This window comes from Altererythrobacter sp. CAU 1644, from assembly GCF_029623755.1.
GTDB classification, from domain to species: domain Bacteria; phylum Pseudomonadota; class Alphaproteobacteria; order Sphingomonadales; family Sphingomonadaceae; genus Erythrobacter; species Erythrobacter arenosus.
Genome location: NZ_CP121106.1, coordinates 1,647,912 through 1,663,190 on the forward strand (window position 1 = coordinate 1,647,912; position 15,279 = coordinate 1,663,190).

Annotated in this window: 16 protein-coding genes; 8 read left to right on the forward strand and 8 right to left on the reverse strand. The window is 65.0% G+C overall.

Annotated features, from left to right (window positions below; translation table 11 throughout):
- Positions 1-52: 52 nt before the first annotated feature.
- The gene (locus tag P7228_RS08085) at positions 53-1,117 is read left to right on the forward strand and encodes a YeiH family protein (RefSeq protein WP_278014738.1); all 1,065 of its coding nucleotides are present in this window, start codon (positions 53-55) and stop codon (positions 1,115-1,117) included.
- Here the strand turns inward: P7228_RS08085 and P7228_RS16105 are convergent.
- Positions 1,087-1,842, reverse strand: a complete 756-nt coding sequence (locus tag P7228_RS16105) for a hypothetical protein (RefSeq protein ID WP_430732462.1) — start codon at positions 1,840-1,842, stop codon at positions 1,087-1,089. The genes P7228_RS08085 and P7228_RS16105 overlap by 31 nt on opposite strands.
- A gap of 8 nt (positions 1,843-1,850) precedes the next feature.
- The gene (locus tag P7228_RS08100; RefSeq protein WP_278014740.1) at positions 1,851-2,531 is read right to left on the reverse strand and encodes a polysaccharide biosynthesis/export family protein; all 681 of its coding nucleotides are present in this window, start codon (positions 2,529-2,531) and stop codon (positions 1,851-1,853) included.
- Positions 2,532-2,756: 225 nt separating this feature from the next.
- Here P7228_RS08100 and P7228_RS08105 point away from each other — a divergent pair, with 225 nt between their 5' ends.
- Complete coding sequence (locus tag P7228_RS08105; RefSeq protein WP_278014741.1) at positions 2,757-3,311, forward strand: hypothetical protein; 555 nt, start codon at positions 2,757-2,759, stop codon at positions 3,309-3,311.
- Here the strand turns inward: P7228_RS08105 and wecB are convergent.
- The 4 genes from wecB to P7228_RS08125 form a co-directional block, all read right to left on the reverse strand.
- Complete coding sequence (gene wecB / locus P7228_RS08110; protein ID WP_278014742.1) at positions 3,301-4,458, reverse strand: non-hydrolyzing UDP-N-acetylglucosamine 2-epimerase; 1,158 nt, start codon at positions 4,456-4,458, stop codon at positions 3,301-3,303. The two genes, P7228_RS08105 and wecB, sit on opposite strands and share 11 nt — an antisense overlap.
- Positions 4,455-5,735, reverse strand: a complete 1,281-nt coding sequence (wecC, locus tag P7228_RS08115) for a UDP-N-acetyl-D-mannosamine dehydrogenase (RefSeq protein ID WP_278014743.1) — start codon at positions 5,733-5,735, stop codon at positions 4,455-4,457. The genes wecB and wecC overlap by 4 nt, the downstream gene beginning before the upstream one ends.
- A 93-nt stretch (positions 5,736-5,828) precedes the next feature.
- Positions 5,829-6,314, reverse strand: a complete 486-nt coding sequence (locus P7228_RS08120; RefSeq protein WP_278014744.1) for a glycosyltransferase — start codon at positions 6,312-6,314, stop codon at positions 5,829-5,831.
- A complete protein-coding gene (locus P7228_RS08125) occupies positions 6,311-6,757 on the reverse strand; it encodes a glycosyltransferase family protein (RefSeq protein WP_278014745.1) in 447 nt (148 codons plus the stop codon). Before P7228_RS08125 ends, P7228_RS08120 begins: the two co-directional genes overlap by 4 nt.
- 113 nt (positions 6,758-6,870) lie before the next feature.
- Here P7228_RS08125 and P7228_RS08130 point away from each other — a divergent pair, with 113 nt between their 5' ends.
- The 6 genes from P7228_RS08130 to P7228_RS08155 all read left to right on the forward strand — a co-directional run bounded on the left by P7228_RS08130 (position 6,871) and on the right by P7228_RS08155 (position 12,893).
- A complete protein-coding gene (locus P7228_RS08130) occupies positions 6,871-7,953 on the forward strand; it encodes a CaiB/BaiF CoA transferase family protein (protein WP_278014746.1) in 1,083 nt (360 codons plus the stop codon).
- A gap of 3 nt (positions 7,954-7,956) precedes the next feature.
- Positions 7,957-8,409 carry a MaoC family dehydratase gene (locus P7228_RS08135; RefSeq protein ID WP_278014747.1) on the forward strand — a complete coding sequence of 151 codons (453 nt, stop codon included), beginning with the start codon at positions 7,957-7,959 and terminating at the stop codon, positions 8,407-8,409.
- Between the two features lie 69 nt (positions 8,410-8,478).
- On the forward strand, positions 8,479-9,105 hold the full coding sequence (locus P7228_RS08140; RefSeq protein WP_278014748.1) for an exopolysaccharide biosynthesis protein: 627 nt from the start codon (positions 8,479-8,481) through the stop codon (positions 9,103-9,105).
- A 71-nt stretch (positions 9,106-9,176) separates the two neighbouring features.
- On the forward strand, positions 9,177-11,102 hold the full coding sequence (locus tag P7228_RS08145) for a DUF3604 domain-containing protein (protein WP_278014749.1): 1,926 nt from the start codon (positions 9,177-9,179) through the stop codon (positions 11,100-11,102).
- Positions 11,103-11,112: 10 nt separating this feature from the next.
- Positions 11,113-11,919: a peptidylprolyl isomerase gene (locus P7228_RS08150; protein WP_278014750.1), complete on the forward strand. Its 807-nt coding sequence runs from the start codon at positions 11,113-11,115 to the stop codon at positions 11,917-11,919.
- Complete coding sequence (locus P7228_RS08155; RefSeq protein ID WP_278014751.1) at positions 11,916-12,893, forward strand: HupE/UreJ family protein; 978 nt, start codon at positions 11,916-11,918, stop codon at positions 12,891-12,893. The genes P7228_RS08150 and P7228_RS08155 overlap by 4 nt, the downstream gene beginning before the upstream one ends.
- Here P7228_RS08155 and P7228_RS08160 read toward each other — a convergent pair.
- Both P7228_RS08160 and P7228_RS08165 read right to left on the reverse strand, forming a co-directional pair.
- Positions 12,863-14,293: an efflux transporter outer membrane subunit gene (locus P7228_RS08160; protein ID WP_278014752.1), complete on the reverse strand. Its 1,431-nt coding sequence runs from the start codon at positions 14,291-14,293 to the stop codon at positions 12,863-12,865. The genes P7228_RS08155 and P7228_RS08160 overlap by 31 nt on opposite strands.
- Positions 14,290-15,273 carry an efflux RND transporter periplasmic adaptor subunit gene (locus tag P7228_RS08165; RefSeq protein ID WP_278014753.1) on the reverse strand — a complete coding sequence of 328 codons (984 nt, stop codon included), beginning with the start codon at positions 15,271-15,273 and terminating at the stop codon, positions 14,290-14,292. The genes P7228_RS08160 and P7228_RS08165 overlap by 4 nt, the downstream gene beginning before the upstream one ends.
- Positions 15,274-15,279: the final 6 nt, after the last annotated feature.

Sequence of the window (15,279 nt, forward strand, 5' to 3'; positions counted from 1 at the left end):
CCTTCCTGTGCCGCGCTGATGGTGCAGACGGGGAGGGCAGGTCAGTTCACCGATGAATCAGAAAGGCCATGAATTCTTTGCCGGCGATCTCTTTGGAGAGATCTACCAGGCGGAAGAACAGGTGCCCGCCGCACCAGGGGCAAGCATCCTGCCTGGCCTGCTGGTATGTGGCACGGCGTCACTGGCGGCGGCCTTCCTTGCGCAGCAATACGGCTTTCCGATCATTCTACTCGGCCTGCTCATCGGCCTCGCCCTCAGCTTCGTTTCGGATGCCGAGTCGACCACACCAGGGCTCGACTTCGCGTCGCGCCACCTCCTGCGCGCCGGGATCGTGCTCCTTGGCCTGCAGGTCACCGCAGCCCAGGTCAGCTCGCTTGGCTGGGCAGTCTTCGCGAGCCTCCTGGGGGTCATGGCCGCGGCCTTCGCGGCAGCCCTGCTGGCGGCGCGGATCGTAGGGGAATCGCGCGCCGCGGGCATTCTCGCAGGTGGTGCAACCGCCATCTGCGGGGCTTCGGCAGCCCTCGTTCTTTACGGCGTGATCGGCCGCGACCGTCTCGACCAGGCGCGCTTTTCCGTGACCCTGGTCGGCATTTCGGTTGCCAGCGCCATCGCCATGTCGCTCTATCCGGCGCTCGCCAAGCTGGTCGGTTTCAGCGACACGCAAGCCGGGTTCCTGATCGGTGCATCGGTCCATGATGCGGCGCAGGCGATCGGCGGCGGCTACAGCTATTCCGATGAAGCCGGCGCCAACGCCACCGTGGTCAAGCTCGCCCGGGTGGCCATGCTCGCGCCCATAGCGGCAGGCGTTGCCCTGTGGCTCGGGTCATCGGAGAAAGGTGGGAAAGCCAGCTGGCGCAAGATCGCACTGCCCGGTTTCATCCTCGGCTTCATGGCATTGCTGGTGGTCAACAGCGTGATCGCGGTGCCGGAGCCGCTCCGCGATGGTGCCCTCACGCTATCCAAAGCGATGTTGTTGGTGGCGGTGACCGCTACGGCAATGCGCTCGCGTTTGTCTGCCCTGCTGGAAACTGGCTGGCGCACGCTGTTTCCGGTCATCGCCGCAAGCCTCGCCTCTTTCCTCGCCGCCTACGCGGCCGCGCTGTGGGTGGCGCAGTAGCGGATCAGTCGGGGCGCGGCAGGACCGTCGTCGACTTCATCTCCTCCATCGAGAAGCTGGAGGTAACATCGGATAGCCCCGGGACACGCGCGATCAGCCGCTGGTAGATGCGGTCGTAATCGGCGATATCGCGAACGCGCAGCTTGAGCATGTAATCGATGTCGCCTGCCATGCGATGGCATTCTACGATTTCCTCGATCGCGGGGGACCACTGCAGTCACATTGCCGAGGAGAATCTCTGCCGCTTCCTCGCGCTTCAGCCGCGCCCATTCTCGCTCCGACATGCCTTCCGGCGCGTCCTCGGCAAAGGCATCGCCGAGGAAATGGGCGCGCTCGTCGAGACTGAGGGCGTCGACCACGCGGTAGGCCATGCTCCGGCTCTCGACGACATTGCCGAGCGTGAAGAAGTAGCGTCCGATTTCGTTCGTCGGAACGGTCGGTGCCAGATCCTGCCCTTCGACGATATTGTTGCCATAGGGCTCGACCCGTACGGTCGAAGTCGCCTGATAGATCGGCGTGGTCAGTAGCGTGAAGAGCAGGGCGGCGAGCATCACGAGGCCGAGCGTTGCGGCCATCGTGATTCGCTGGCGGTAGAGGAAGCCTCTGATTGCAGGAAGCGTCAGCGCCTTGGTCCGCCGCTCACCCTCTTCGCCATCTGGCAGGAATTGATCGAGCCAATATTCGCTCTTGCCACCGCCTGCTTCGACCTTGCTAACTTCGTTCATCGCTCAGCCTACCAGTTGACGTTGGTGAACAAACCGAACGCGGGTAGCGCGCGGAGGAAGTCCTGCCAGAATTGCGACAGCCCCGAGAGGCCGACCACGACCCGGTCGCCCGGCTCGAGGACGGGATCGATCATCGTGCCCTGGCTGACCGAACGATAATCGAACTTGGCCACTGAGATCCCGCCTTCGCCTTCGCGGAAAATCGCGACCTCTTTCAGATTGGCGACCCGCGTGGGGCCATCGGCGAGTGCCAAGGCGGCCGAAAGCCGGTCACCGGGCTGGAAAGTGTAGACTCCGGGGTCCTCGACCCCGCCTTCGACAGTGACCCTGTGCGAGGCGGCGCTGGTGAGGTTCAGGCTGACTTGCGGATCCTTCACGCCCGCTGCGCGCAGGCGGAGCTCGATGTCTTCGGCCAGCTCGTTGGTCGTCAGGCCCGCAGCCTGAACGGCGCCAAGCAGAGGAAGGCCCACGGTGCCGTCGAGTGCGATGGCAACTTCTTCGAGCGAGAGATCGGGTTCGCGGTAGACCACCACCGAAATCTTGTCCGTCCCGCGCAAGCGGTAGAGCGTCGGTGCTGCCGAGCTATAGCTATCCTGACCCATTCCGGTGGCGGGCTGTATAACCGTGGGGCCGATCGCGGGCGGCGGGGTGGTACCGCAGGCCGCCACCAGGAAAGTGGCTGTTGCCATCGCGCCCAACTTGGCCTGACATATTTTCGAGCCCGTGTGTTTCATCGATCCCGTCGCGACCCAAAGGATGGCAGGGCCGATCCTGCCGAATTCATTCGACCGACAACCTAGGCCAAACGGCGGTGCAGTTCACGGGCTGCGCGAAGGTAATGCACCGCTATTTTGCAGTGGATGCGACAGTTTACACGGATCGTATCGTCGCAAGGGCGGTGTATGGTGATCGCCATGCCCGATAGCTCGCCTTCCATGCTCAGCCTGATAGCGGCGGCGCTCTATCTCGGCGTGGCTGCTGTGGCCGGACGGGCAGGGAAGACCTCGGGCCTGGGCGGCGGTGAAAAAGGCGACATGGCGTGGTGGTTTGCCATCGCGTCACTTTTCGTCCTGCTGGCGGCGATGCGGGTGTTTCTCGTCGAGGATCAGGTTCGCATGGCGTTTCGTGCGGTCCTGTCGGGCGCGGAGCTTTACGAGACAAGGCGCAGCCTGCAACGCCCGCTCGCGCTGCTGGCGCTCCTCGCGACTTCTGCCGTATTGGGTGCGATCATCTGGACAGCGATCCGCGAAACGCGCGCGCTGGTCCGGGCCCTGCGACTTGCCCAGCTTGCAGCCTGCGCAATGATTGCGTTGGTCGGCATGAGGCTGATTTCGCTCGGGCCGATCGACTATGTGCTGTTCGGACCCCTACGGCCCAACTGGATTATCGATCTCGGAGCGAGCCTGTGCGTCGGCCTGGCTGCATCGCGCTACGCGGCGCTGACGGAAAATAGAGAACCTAGGCGGTAAGTCGCGCCGGCTCCAGCCCGACACCGTGGCGCTGGGCAATCGCGGCGACGATCCTGTGCGCGGCCTGGCCGTCTCCGTAAGGATTATGCGCCTTCGACATGGCGTCATAGGCAACGTGATCGTCAAGCAGCTTCGATGCTTCGCCGACGATCCTTTCCGGATCGGTCGCAACCAGCCTGGCAGTCCCGGCGGAAATTCCTTCCGGTCGTTCGGTCGTGTCCCGCATGACCAACACTGGCTTGCCGAGGCTCGGGGCTTCTTCCTGAACGCCGCCGCTGTCGGTAAGGATCAGGCGGGAGGCTTCCATCATCGCCACGAAGTTGGGATAGTCGAGCGGTTCTATCAGCGCGATGTTGTGGTAATCTCCCAGCATTGCCCGCATGACGCCGCCGACATTGGGGTTGGGGTGCACGGGATAGATGATCGCGACGTCGTCGCGCGCAGCCAGGGCCGATAGCGCTGTGGCGATATTTCGCATGCCGTCGCCGAAATTTTCGCGCCGATGGGCCGTCACCGCAATGATCTGTTTCCCTGCAAAGCGTTGTTGCAGCTCTGCGATCGCGGGCGCCATTGAGGGGTCCGCCGCAATTCGGCGTCGCGTGGCAAGCAGCGCGTCGATTACGGTGTTGCCGGTGATGAAGATGTTCGCCGGGTCAACTGTCTCTGCCGTCAATGCATCGGCGGCGATCTGCGTCGGGGCGAAGTGGAGGTCGGCGATCACCCCGGTGACGCGGCGATTCACTTCCTCGGGCCAGGGCGAGTAGATGTCGCCGCTGCGCAGCCCGGCTTCCACATGGCCTACCGGGATTCGGCGGAAATAGCAGGCAAGCGTCACCATCATGGTCGTCAGCGTGTCGCCATGGACCAGCACGCGCTCTGGCTTTTCGCGGTCGAGCGCTTCGCCGAACCGAGTGACGATGCGCGCCGAGAGCTCGTCGAGGCTCTGGCCCTGTTGCATCAGGTCAAGGTCGACATCGGGCAGGATCCCCGCCAGTTGCAGGACTTGGTCGAGCAACTCGCGATGCTGGGCCGTCACCGCCACGCGCGTGTCGAACTGGTCTGTTGCGCGAAGCGCGTCGACGACCGGAAACATCTTGATCGCTTCGGGCCGTGTCCCGAAAGTCACGAGGATTTTCGGTCGACTCATCGCTTCAGCATGCCCCGCGTATCATAGACCATCTTGCCCGCCAGCGCGGCGAGGTCGAGGTGCTTGAACGCGTCGTGATCGACCAGCACCGCGACCACATCTGCAGCTTTCAGCGCTTCGTCAAGCTCTAGCAATTCGGCGCCCGTGCCGATGAAATCTCGCGGCAATTCATCGGTGTAGGGTTCGACGATAAGGAGCCGGTCGCCTTCGTCTCGGGCAAGTTCGGCCGCGATCTCCAGCGCAGGGCTTTCGCGGAAATCGTCGATATTGGGTTTGAATGCGAGGCCCAGCAGCGCGACCTTCGCCTCGGGAGAAGCTGCCATCATCGCGCGGATGCGGCTGCCTGTATGGTGCGCCTTGTAATCGTTCACCTCGCGAGCCGAGCGGATGAGCTTGGTCTGTTGTGGCGCGGCAGCGACGAGAAACCAGGGATCGACCGCAATGCAGTGCCCGCCTACCCCCGGTCCGGGCTGGAGGATGTTGACGCGCGGGTGGCGATTGGCGAGCCGGATGACGTCCCACACGTCGATCTCGACGGCGTCGGCCACCATCGAAAGCTCATTGGCAAACGCAATGTTGACGTCGCGGAAGCTGTTCTCGACCAGCTTCACCGTCTCGGCAACGCGCGCATTCGTGACCAGGCAATCGCCCTTCACAAAGCTGCGATAAAGCGACGCGGCTTTCTCGGCGCAGGCCACGGAAACGCCGCCGATGACCCGGTCGTTGGAGACAAGTTCGGTCACGATCTGCCCCGGAAGAACGCGCTCGGGGCAATAGGCGAGGGCAATATCTCCGCCGCGCTCGCTGCCGAAGACCGGCATCGTCAGGTCGGGGCGCAGTTCGCCGATGATTTCCCCGACCCGCTCGGTCGTGCCAATGGGCGAAGTGCTTTCGACGATCACGCATGCGCCGCGCGACAGATTGGGCGCAATGGACCGCGCTGCCGCCTCGACAAAGGAGATATCGGGCTGGTTGCCGGAAGCGAGCGGCGTCGGCACCGCGATCATGTAGAAATGCGCCTGCGGCATGGCGGTCGAGGCCACCAGACGCTCCGCTTCCACGGCTTCGTGCACGAGCCGGTCGAGATCGCGCTCCTCGATGTGAACACCGCCGGAATTGACGGTCTCGACCACGCGCGGAGAGACATCCACGCCGCACACCGACCAGCCATAGCTTGCCAGCACCGCGGCGGTAGGCAGACCGATATAGCCCAGTCCCACGACGGCGACCTGATGATCGAAGGCCGGTTCCGGCCACGGTTTGACGACAGCTTCCATGCCGCCGACATTGCCGCGATCACCTCAAAAACTGGTTAACTCGGGCAGGATTGCCGACTTTACAATTGGCCGTTTTCTGCGGGTTCAGCGCGGTTAACGCAGTTCGCCAAAGCCGATGAAGCCGGAGACGGCGGCTTGCAGCCGAAGGAGTTCCGGCGGATGCCCGTGCTCGACCTCTCCGCACGCCAGTCCGCGGGCGATGGCTCCCGGCAGCTCCCGTTCGTCTATCGCGACGAAAATCCCTTTGCGGTCAGCAAGTTGGCGCGCGGTAGCCAATTGATGATCGCTGCGATGTTCGCGCAGTGTAGCGCGCCGGGGAAGGAGAACGATCGGCTTGCCAAGACGCCTTGCCGCGAGGACCGAGCCGATCCCGGCATGCGACACGATCAGCGCCGCACGCCGCGTGAGCGCTTCGAAATCCGCCGGTGAGTAGGTTTTCGCCCAATCCATCCTGCGCGGAATAAAGCGACCGCGCCCGATCTGCGCGACGAATTCGATACCAATCCCGGGCTGGATCGCGTCCATGGCCCGAATCAGCCGATCGAAGCCGAGTTGCGTCCCGACGGTGACGAGAATCACAGCACCCCTCCGGCGAATTGTACTCGCTTGCCGTCGGCGAGGTGTTCCCATTGCGTGAGGCAGCGATGCGCGATCCGCGTCGCCAGTCGTCCTGACAGCGAAAGGCGTTCGGCGTTGGCGATACTGTCGATCCAGAGCGTTTGCGCGCCCAGCATTCGCCCCCACAGAATGCAGAACAATCCCGGAGCCGCACCGGTCGATATCACCACGTCCGGGCGGCTCCGCACGAGATGTCCCAGCGAGACGATCGCGCATCCCAGGGAACGCAGCGGCTGGCCAAGGTTGCAGTCGGGCAGCGCCATCGCATCCACGACGCCGAAATACTCCGCCTGCGCCGCGGCCGTAGTCGCAAATCGGACTTCGTGGCCCGCAAAGGCGTCGGCGAGCAGCATCAACTGCTCCCAATGCCCGCCGCCCGATGCCACTGCCAAGACCCGCTTCATACGCCCCCTATCCGGCTTCGCGGCGCGCAAAGTCAATCTGCAGCTAACGGAAATCCCACCCTTGCCAGAGCCGGTGACGCGGGCCATGCAAGCGCCAGAGGGAGAAGCGTTTCATGCCGCAATCGAACGGGCCGTTGACTGGCCTCAGGGTCGTCGAATTCGTCGGGATCGGACCAGGACCGCATGTTGCCATGCTGCTGGCCGATCTGGGCGCGGAGGTCGTCCGGATCGAGCGACCGGGCGGACGGATGGCCAACCCCGTGGTCGACCGCGCGCGGCACCGGGTCGAAGTTGACCTGAAAAGCGAGGAAGGTCGCCAGTTCATTCACGACGCCACGGCGCATGCCGATGTTCTGGTTGAGGGGTATCGACCGGGCGTGATGGAGCGGCTCGGGCTGGGCCCCGACGCCATGCTCGCGCACAATCCGCGGCTCGTCTACGCACGGATGACCGGCTGGGGTCAGGATGGCCCGCTCGCCCAGGCGGCTGGCCACGACATCAACTATATTGCGATCACCGGCGCCCTGGCGGCTGTGGGCCGTCCGGGCGAACCGGCACAGCCGCCGCAGAACCTCGTCGGCGATTTTGGCGGCGGCTCGATGTATTGTGCGTTCGGCATTCTCGCCGCTCTCTATGAACGCGAGCGCAGCGGGAAAGGGCAGGTCGTCGACGCGGCGATCGTCGATGGCGCGACCAGCCTGATGAGCTTCTTCTTCGGGGTGCGGCATCAACCGCACCTTTCGACCGACCGCGGCAAGGGCATGCTCAGCGGCGGCGCGCATTTCTATCGCTGCTACGAATGCGCCGATGGGCGCGAGATCAGCGTCGGCGCGATCGAGCCGCAATTCTATGCCGAGCTTCTCGAGCGGATCGACGCCCCGGCTGAGCTTCGCGAGGGCCAGATGAATCCCGCGAACTGGGCCGACTACACCGCGCGCCTCGCGGCATTATTCAAGACGAAACCGGCGGCGGAATGGGCCAGCCTGCTCGAAGGAACCGACGCCTGCGCCGCCGAAGTCCTCGCCTTGGAGGAAGCACGCGAACATCCGCACATGAAGGCACGCAATGCCTATGTCGAGCGCGACGGAGTATGGCATACCGCCCCGGCGCCGCGGTTCGACCGCACACCGGGGACCATCCGCGAAAGCGCACAGGACGGTGCCGAAGTGGTAGAGCGCTGGAAGGCAGGGGGCTGACCGATGGCCGGTAGGTATTTCGACGAATGGCAGGTCGGTGACCGGATCGAGCACGAGATCCGGCGCACCGTGACCGAAACAGACAATCTGCTGTTCACTACCATGACCCACAACCCGCAGCCGCTGCACCTCGATATCGAGGCGGCCAAGGCCAGCGAATTCGGTCAGATCCTCGTCAATGGCACCTTCACCTTCGCCCTGATGGTGGGGCTGTCGGTCGGCGACACGACGCTCGGCACGCTGATCGCGAACCTTGGCTACGACAAGCTGGCGATGCCCAAGCCGGTAGCGATCGGCGATACTTTGCGCGCGACCAGCGAAGTCGCCGAGCTGCGCGAAAGCAAGTCCCGACCGACTGCCGGAATCGTCACCTGGACGCATGAAATGCTCAATCAGCGCGACGAGGTGGTGTGCCGGTGCCTGCGGAGTGCGCTAGTGCAGAAACGCCCGGGCTGAGCCGACAAAGCCTCGCGCCCGGGTGCCGAAACCCTCCGTGGTGCGTTGATTGGCGCGAGGAGGCCAGCAATGTCGCACGAACCACATAGCGTCGAAGAGGCGGTCGAAGCGATCGAGGACCTGGCCGAGAAGCAGGACAAGGTCCGCATCGGCGATGTCGTCGACGAGTTCGGCAGGCGCAGCTACGGCCCGTTCCTGTTGATTTTTGCGTTGCTGGAACTCACCCCGCTGGGCGGCATTCCCGGCGTCCCCAGCTTCCTCGCCCTGATGTGCGCTCTGGTCGCGGTCCAAATGCTCCTTGCGGGCGATCACATCTGGCTACCCAACTGGATCGAACAACGCTCGGTCGGTGCTGACAAGCTCAACAAGTCCGCCCACAAGCTGGAGGGGATCGCTGAAAAGCTCGACCACTGGTTTCACGGGCGGCTCAAGCAGTTCACCTCGGCGCCGATGCAGAAAGTGGCCGCAGTGATGATTCTCCTGCTCTGCCTCACTGTCCCGCCGCTCGAATTCCTGCCCTTTGCCAGCAGCGCCCCGATGTTGGCGATCGCTGCTTTCGGCCTGGCGCTGACCGTGCGCGATGGCCTGCTGATGCTGATAGCAACTGCGCTTTCCGTAGCGGCAATCGGTTTCGGGACCTATTACTACTGGAACTCTAACGGGTCCGGCGGCGGCGGATTCCTCGGAATCTTCTAAAAAGTTTTCCTTGACCACTGGTTCTGAGAGCGCAAGCTTCCTGCGCATATCGCATAGGTGGGAGAGGTTTTATGCGCCGGATTGCGCCCGGATGGGCTTTGGCAGGCGTTGCGGCACTGGCACTGGCTAGCTGCAATGGGATGGGCAGTGTAGATGAGAGCCGGGCGGGCGACGGCGAGGGCACCATCGAACTCGCCGAGTTTCCCGACCGGCCCTATTGGGGCGACACCCACCTCCATACCAACAACTCGATCGATGCCTTCGGCTTTGGCGTCAGGCTTGGGCCGGAAGAGGCGCTGCAATTCGCCAGCGGCCAGGAAGTGACCTCGACCACCGGCATCAAGGCCAAGCTGTCCAGGCCGCTAGACTTCCTCGTTATCTCCGATCACTCGGACGGGCTAGGCTCGACCCGGCGGCTCTATGAGGCACCGCGCGTCGCGATTCTCGCCATGAACGACGAGACCGTGCTGCGCTGGTACGACATGATGCATGAGAGCCCCGAGCAATCGCAGCGCGCAATTGCTGAATTGATCGATGCGGCGGCGAATGATCGAGTACCGGAAGCGCTGCTGTCGGACGAGGAAACGCAGGACAAGGCGACCCGCGACATCTGGGACGCGCATCTCGAAACGCTCGACCGCTACAACAAGCCGGGTCAGTTCACCGCGCTGGCAGGCTTCGAATACACGCTGATGCCGGACGGCAACAATCTCCACCGCGTGGTGATGTTCCGCGATGGCAGCGCGCGGACCAAGCAGGTCATTCCCTATCCCGGCCTCGATACCGAGGTCGAAGGCCTGTGGGACTACATGGCGTCCTACGCCAAGAAGACCGGCGGCCAGGCGCTGGCGATCCCGCACAATTCCAACGTTTCGAATGGCCTGATGTTCGAGATGACCATGCCCGACGGCAGCCCGATGACCGCGGAGTATGCGCGCAAGCGGGCCAACGCCGAACCGGTGGTCGAGGCCACGCAGATCAAGGGTGACAGCGAGGCGCACCCCTATCTCTCGCCCAATGACGAATTCGCCGGCTTTGGGGTCAAGGGTTGGGAACTGGGCAATCTCCCGCTCACTCGCGAGGCGACGCCCGACATGTTCGGCGGGAACTACATTCGCGAAGCGCTCAAGCGCGGCATCTCGCTCGAAGAGAAGCTGGGCGTGAACCCCTACGCCTTCGGGATGATCGGCTCGACCGACAGCCACACGGCCTTCGCGACCGGCGATGAAGACAATTTCTTCGGCAAGCACACCGGCGGCGAGCCGGCGATCAAGGACCGTGCGCTCAAGGGCCAGAACCTTGGCACCAATGCACAGCGGTTCGGCTGGCATTATCTCGCCGGCGGCTACGCGGCCGCCTGGGCCCGGGGCAATACGCGCGCCGAAATCTTCGATGCCTTCAAGCGGCGCGAGGTCTATGCCACCACCGGGCCGCGCATGGTGCTGCGGGTCTTCGGCGGGTTCGACTTCGCCGAGAGCGATTGGGACGGCGATTGGGTCCGTGCGGGATATACGCGCGGCGTGCCGATGGGCGGCGAACTGACCGATGGCGGCCAGGCGCCGACCTTCCTGATCTCGGCACTCAAGGATCCCGATGGGGCCAACCTCGACCGGGTGCAGGTGGTGAAGGGCTGGCTCGATGCTTCGGGCGAGCTGCGCGAGCAGGTCTACGATGTCGTCTGGAGCGATATGGAAACGCGGGTTCGCACCGGCGGCAAGGTTCCTGCCGTGGGCGACACCGTCGATCGCAAGACGGCCGAATACACCAACGATATCGGAGCCACCGAACTCCGGGCGGCCTGGACCGATCCCGACTACCGCCAGGGACAGCGCGCCTTTTACTATGTGCGCGTGATCGAGATCCCGACGCCGCGCTGGACGCTGTTCGACATGGTTCGGTTCGGGATCAAGCTTCCCGAGGAAGCGCTGGCCGATGCCGTGGCTCAGGAACGTGCCTATAGCTCGCCGATCTGGCTCAAACCCGCTGCACTCAAATAACGGGGGCGAAGTGAACCTACCTGCCTGGACCCGCGAACCGCTGGTCCACTTCCTGGTCGGAGGCGCGCTGGTTTTCGCGCTGTTCTCGTTGCGCGGCGGCGAGGTCGATCCATCCAGCCGGGTCATCGCCATCGACCGCGAGACGCAGGCGCAAATCGCGCTCGGGTTCGAACGGTTGATGAGCCGTGCGCCGACCGACGCCGAACTCGATGCGCAGATCGACCGCTACGTCCGCGAGGAAGTGCTCTATCGCGAGGCCTTGCGGCTCGGCCTCGACCAGGACGATGCGATCGTCCGGCGGCGCCTGGCGCAGAAGATGGACATGCTGGCGAGCGGGCGGGCCGAGACCGAGCAACCCGCCGAGGCGACGCTGCGGCAATGGTATGCCGACAATTCTGCGCGGTTCTCCGACGAAGCGAGCTACTCCTTCGACCAGCTCTGGTTCTCGACCGAGGATGAAGCGCGCGCGGCCAAGGCGCGGATTGGTGCCGCGCGGGATTGGCAGGCGCTCGGCGAGCGGATCAGCCTGCCGGTGTCGCTCGACGACGAGCCGCGCCGCGAAGTGCTCGATCGTTTCGGGGAGCGCTTTGTCGCCGAGATCGATGCGCTCAATGTCGGCGATAGTTGGCAAGGACCAATCCCCTCTGGGCTCGGCTGGCACCTCGTGCGGACGAGATCGCGCGAAGCGGGCAGCGTGCCACCGTTCGAGGACGTCCGCGAGGATGTCGAAAACGACTGGCGCAGCGCGACGATCGCCGAACGACGCGAGCAAGCCTACCAGATCCTGCGCGAGGCCTACCGGATCGAGATCGAATGATGTTGCGGCTACTGGCCGGATTGTTCGCGCTGCTGCTGATGGCGGTACCGGCACAGGCCGACGAAGTGCGCCCGGCCTCGATCGACTTTACCGAAACTACTCCCGGTGAATGGTCGCTCGACTGGAAGCAGCCCGTTGCATCACCGGGCGCGGTCCAGTTTATCGTGCCTACGCTGCCGCAGAATTGCGCCATAGAGGGCGAGATTGCGCGTTCGCTCGGGGCCGCGGCACTGATCGGTAATGCGCAAGTGCGCTGCGAAGGCGAGGTCTCCGGCGGTACTATCGGGTTGCCCGAGCTCGCCGGGAAGGCCGATGCGCTCGTGCGGATCGCACCGCTCGACCGTGAGGTTCAAAGCCATCGTTTGACGGCGAGCGCACCGCTTGCGACCATCATCGCCCGGCCCGATCGCTGGCAGGTCCTGCGCAGCTATTTCGTGATCGGGACCGAGCACATCCTGATGGGCTGGGACCATTTGCTGTTTGTCGTAGCGCTTGTCCTGCTGGTGGTCGGCGGCTGGCAGGTGGTCAAGGCGGCGACCGCTTTCACCATCGCACATTCGATCACGCTGGTGGCGACGACGCTCGGCATGACGGGCCTGCCGCAAAAGCCGGTCGAGGCGCTGATCGCGCTCAGTATCGTGTTCCTCGCGGTCGAACTGCTGCACACGGATCGCGAGACATGGACCCGCCGCTGGCCGTGGCTGGTCGCGTTCGGCTTCGGCCTGCTTCACGGCTTCGGCTTCGCCGGGGCCTTGCGCGAAATCGGCCTGCCCGAGGGCGAAGTGCCCGCGGCGCTGTTCGCCTTCAATGTCGGGGTCGAGGCGGGCCAGCTGCTGGTGATCGCCGCGGTGATCGGCCTGCGCCATGCCGTAACGCGGCTGGCACCCAAGGCCGAACAGCCGGCTCTACGGTTCGCGACCTATGGGATCGGCATCACCGCGAGTTACTGGCTGATCGACCGGCTGGTCGGCTGAACGTCGCCGCCCAGAGCCTGCCACAACAGCACGCGCGCGCGCTGCGCCCGGCCCAATGAGGCGGCCGCGCGTTCTCCGCTGGCATCGGCGGCCCGGCGCGCCTCCAGTACGGTGAGGAAATCGGCCAGCCCCGCGCGATAACGTGTGTCGGCCAGCGCGGCGGCGCGTTGGAGCTGGGCGAACTCGTCGGCGGCGGCGGCCGCTTCGGCATCCGCCGCTGCGACCAGGCCATAGGCGGTTTCCGCATCGCCCAGCGCTGCGAACACCGCCCCGCGATAGCGCGCGAAGGCGGCCTGCTTCTCGGCAGCGGCTCCGTCGATCTCAGCCTGGATCCGGCCAAAGTCGAGCAGGGGAGCGAGCAGGCTTCCGCCGGCCGAGCCCACGACTGAATCGCTGTCGAACAATTCACCCAGATCGAAGGCGAGCAGGCCCAGCGCGGCAGAGAGCGTCAGCCGCGGGAAGCGCTTGCGCGCCGCTGCCGCCAGTTCCGCATCGCTCGCCGCCAGTTCGGCTTCGGCACGCGCTACGTCAGGGCGATTGGCCAGCAGGAGCGACGGCAGCGCTGCCGGGGCGGTCGTATCAAATCTATCCGGCGCAGGCGTCTCGAGCGCCGCGGCTACCCACGCCGCATCGCGCGCGGTCAGCGTGACGAGGCGACCGATGAGCCGTGCCTCTTCGCTGGCGAGCGCGGCCATCCGCGAACGCGACTGGCTGGCGGTGGCCTGGGCGCGGACGCGGTCGAAGCCGGGCGCGATACCGGCCTCTTCGCGCTGCCGGGCGAGGTCGGCGAGGCGCGTCGCGGCGGCGACATCCTGCTCCAGCGCCTCGCGCCGGGAACTGAGCGTCCGCCAGTCGATCACGCTGGCGGCAATTTCCGAAATCAATGCCAGTCGTACGGCCTGCGCGCCCGCACTGGCGGCATCGATCCGCGCCAGGGCGGCACGCTCGCTCGCCTTGAGCACGCCGAACAGGTCGGGATCCCAGCGCGCGGTGAGATTGGCGGCGTAGGATGTGCGCTCAGTGTCGATTGAGATACCGGGCGGCAAGCTGTTGCCGAACTGGTTGGGATTGGTGCGTGTTCCGGTCACCGAGGCATCGGCGCCGACGCTCGGCAGGCGCTCTGCGCCCGCGCGAGCGGCTCCTGCTCGTGCGGCTTCTACCCGTGCCAGCGCTTCACCGAGGGTAGGGCTGTCGCTCAACGCTTGGTCCGACAGCGCGACGAATGCGGGGTCACTACTGGGCAGCAGCGCCTCGAGCGCGGCGCTTTCGGTGGTGGCCGGAACGTAGAAGAACGCGCCGGGCAGCGTGGGAACCGGCGTCGCGATCTCGGGCGCAGGACCGGCGACGCAGGCGCCGAGCGCCACAGCCGGGATCAATACGAGGGAGTTGCGCAACCTCACTTGCTGCCGTCCTTCGCAGGGATAAAGGCATCGACCTGCTGGCCGACGTTGAAGCTCTCACGCGCGCTATCGGGCAATGCGTAGATGAGCTGCAGCACGCGGACGTCGACGCGCTCCTGCGCCGAGTTGGTGAGCGAGCGCTTGGGGATGACCAGAGGTTCGGCGCGCACGAATGTCGCTTTGACCTGCATTTCGGCTGCCCCGCGCGGGCTGACGTAAGCTTCTGCGCCTTGCTTGATGCGACCTGCCTCGTCCTCGTCGATATCGATGCGGACGTGCAATGGCTGCGTTTCGCCCATCTGGATGAAGGGCTGGCTTTGCCCGCCCATCGTCGAGAGATATTCTCCCTCGCGAATGTTGACCGCGAGGATCTCACCGGCGATCGGCGCGCGAACGCTGGCGCGACCGAGTTCGGTTTGCGCGGCATTGACCCTCGCGCGGGCCGATTGCAGCCGCGCCTGCGCCAGCTTCAGCCGTTGCCGCGCCATGTCTGCCTCGCCCTCTGCACGGATGACTTCCGCACGGCTCACCGCGGCAGGATCGTCGATGCTGCGATAGAGGTCGAGCTGGCGCTGCGCCGTCGCTAGAGCGCTGCGCGCGTCGGCGATGCTGGCATTGGCCTCGGCAACCGAAGCCTGCGCTTCGCCAAGACCGGCGCGGATCTGGCGCGTGTCGACCGTGAACAGCCACTGGTCTTTCGTCACGCGGTCGCCCGGCTGGACGTAGAGGCTGGTTACAAGGCCCGACAGGGCCGTGCCGACATCGATAATCTCGCTCGACGGCTCGACCACGCCCGCCCCGGCCACCCGCGGCGCATTGGCCAGCGGCCCCGTAGCACGCGCGGGCTGCTCTTCTGGCTCGCTCAGCTCGCGATTGGGTAGGCTGAAGGCGATGAAGAGGACCGCGGCGATGAAGCCGATCGCGGCGATCACCGGCAGCGCCTTGCGCGAGAAGCTGAAACCTTGGGGGAGTAATGCCATGGCGAT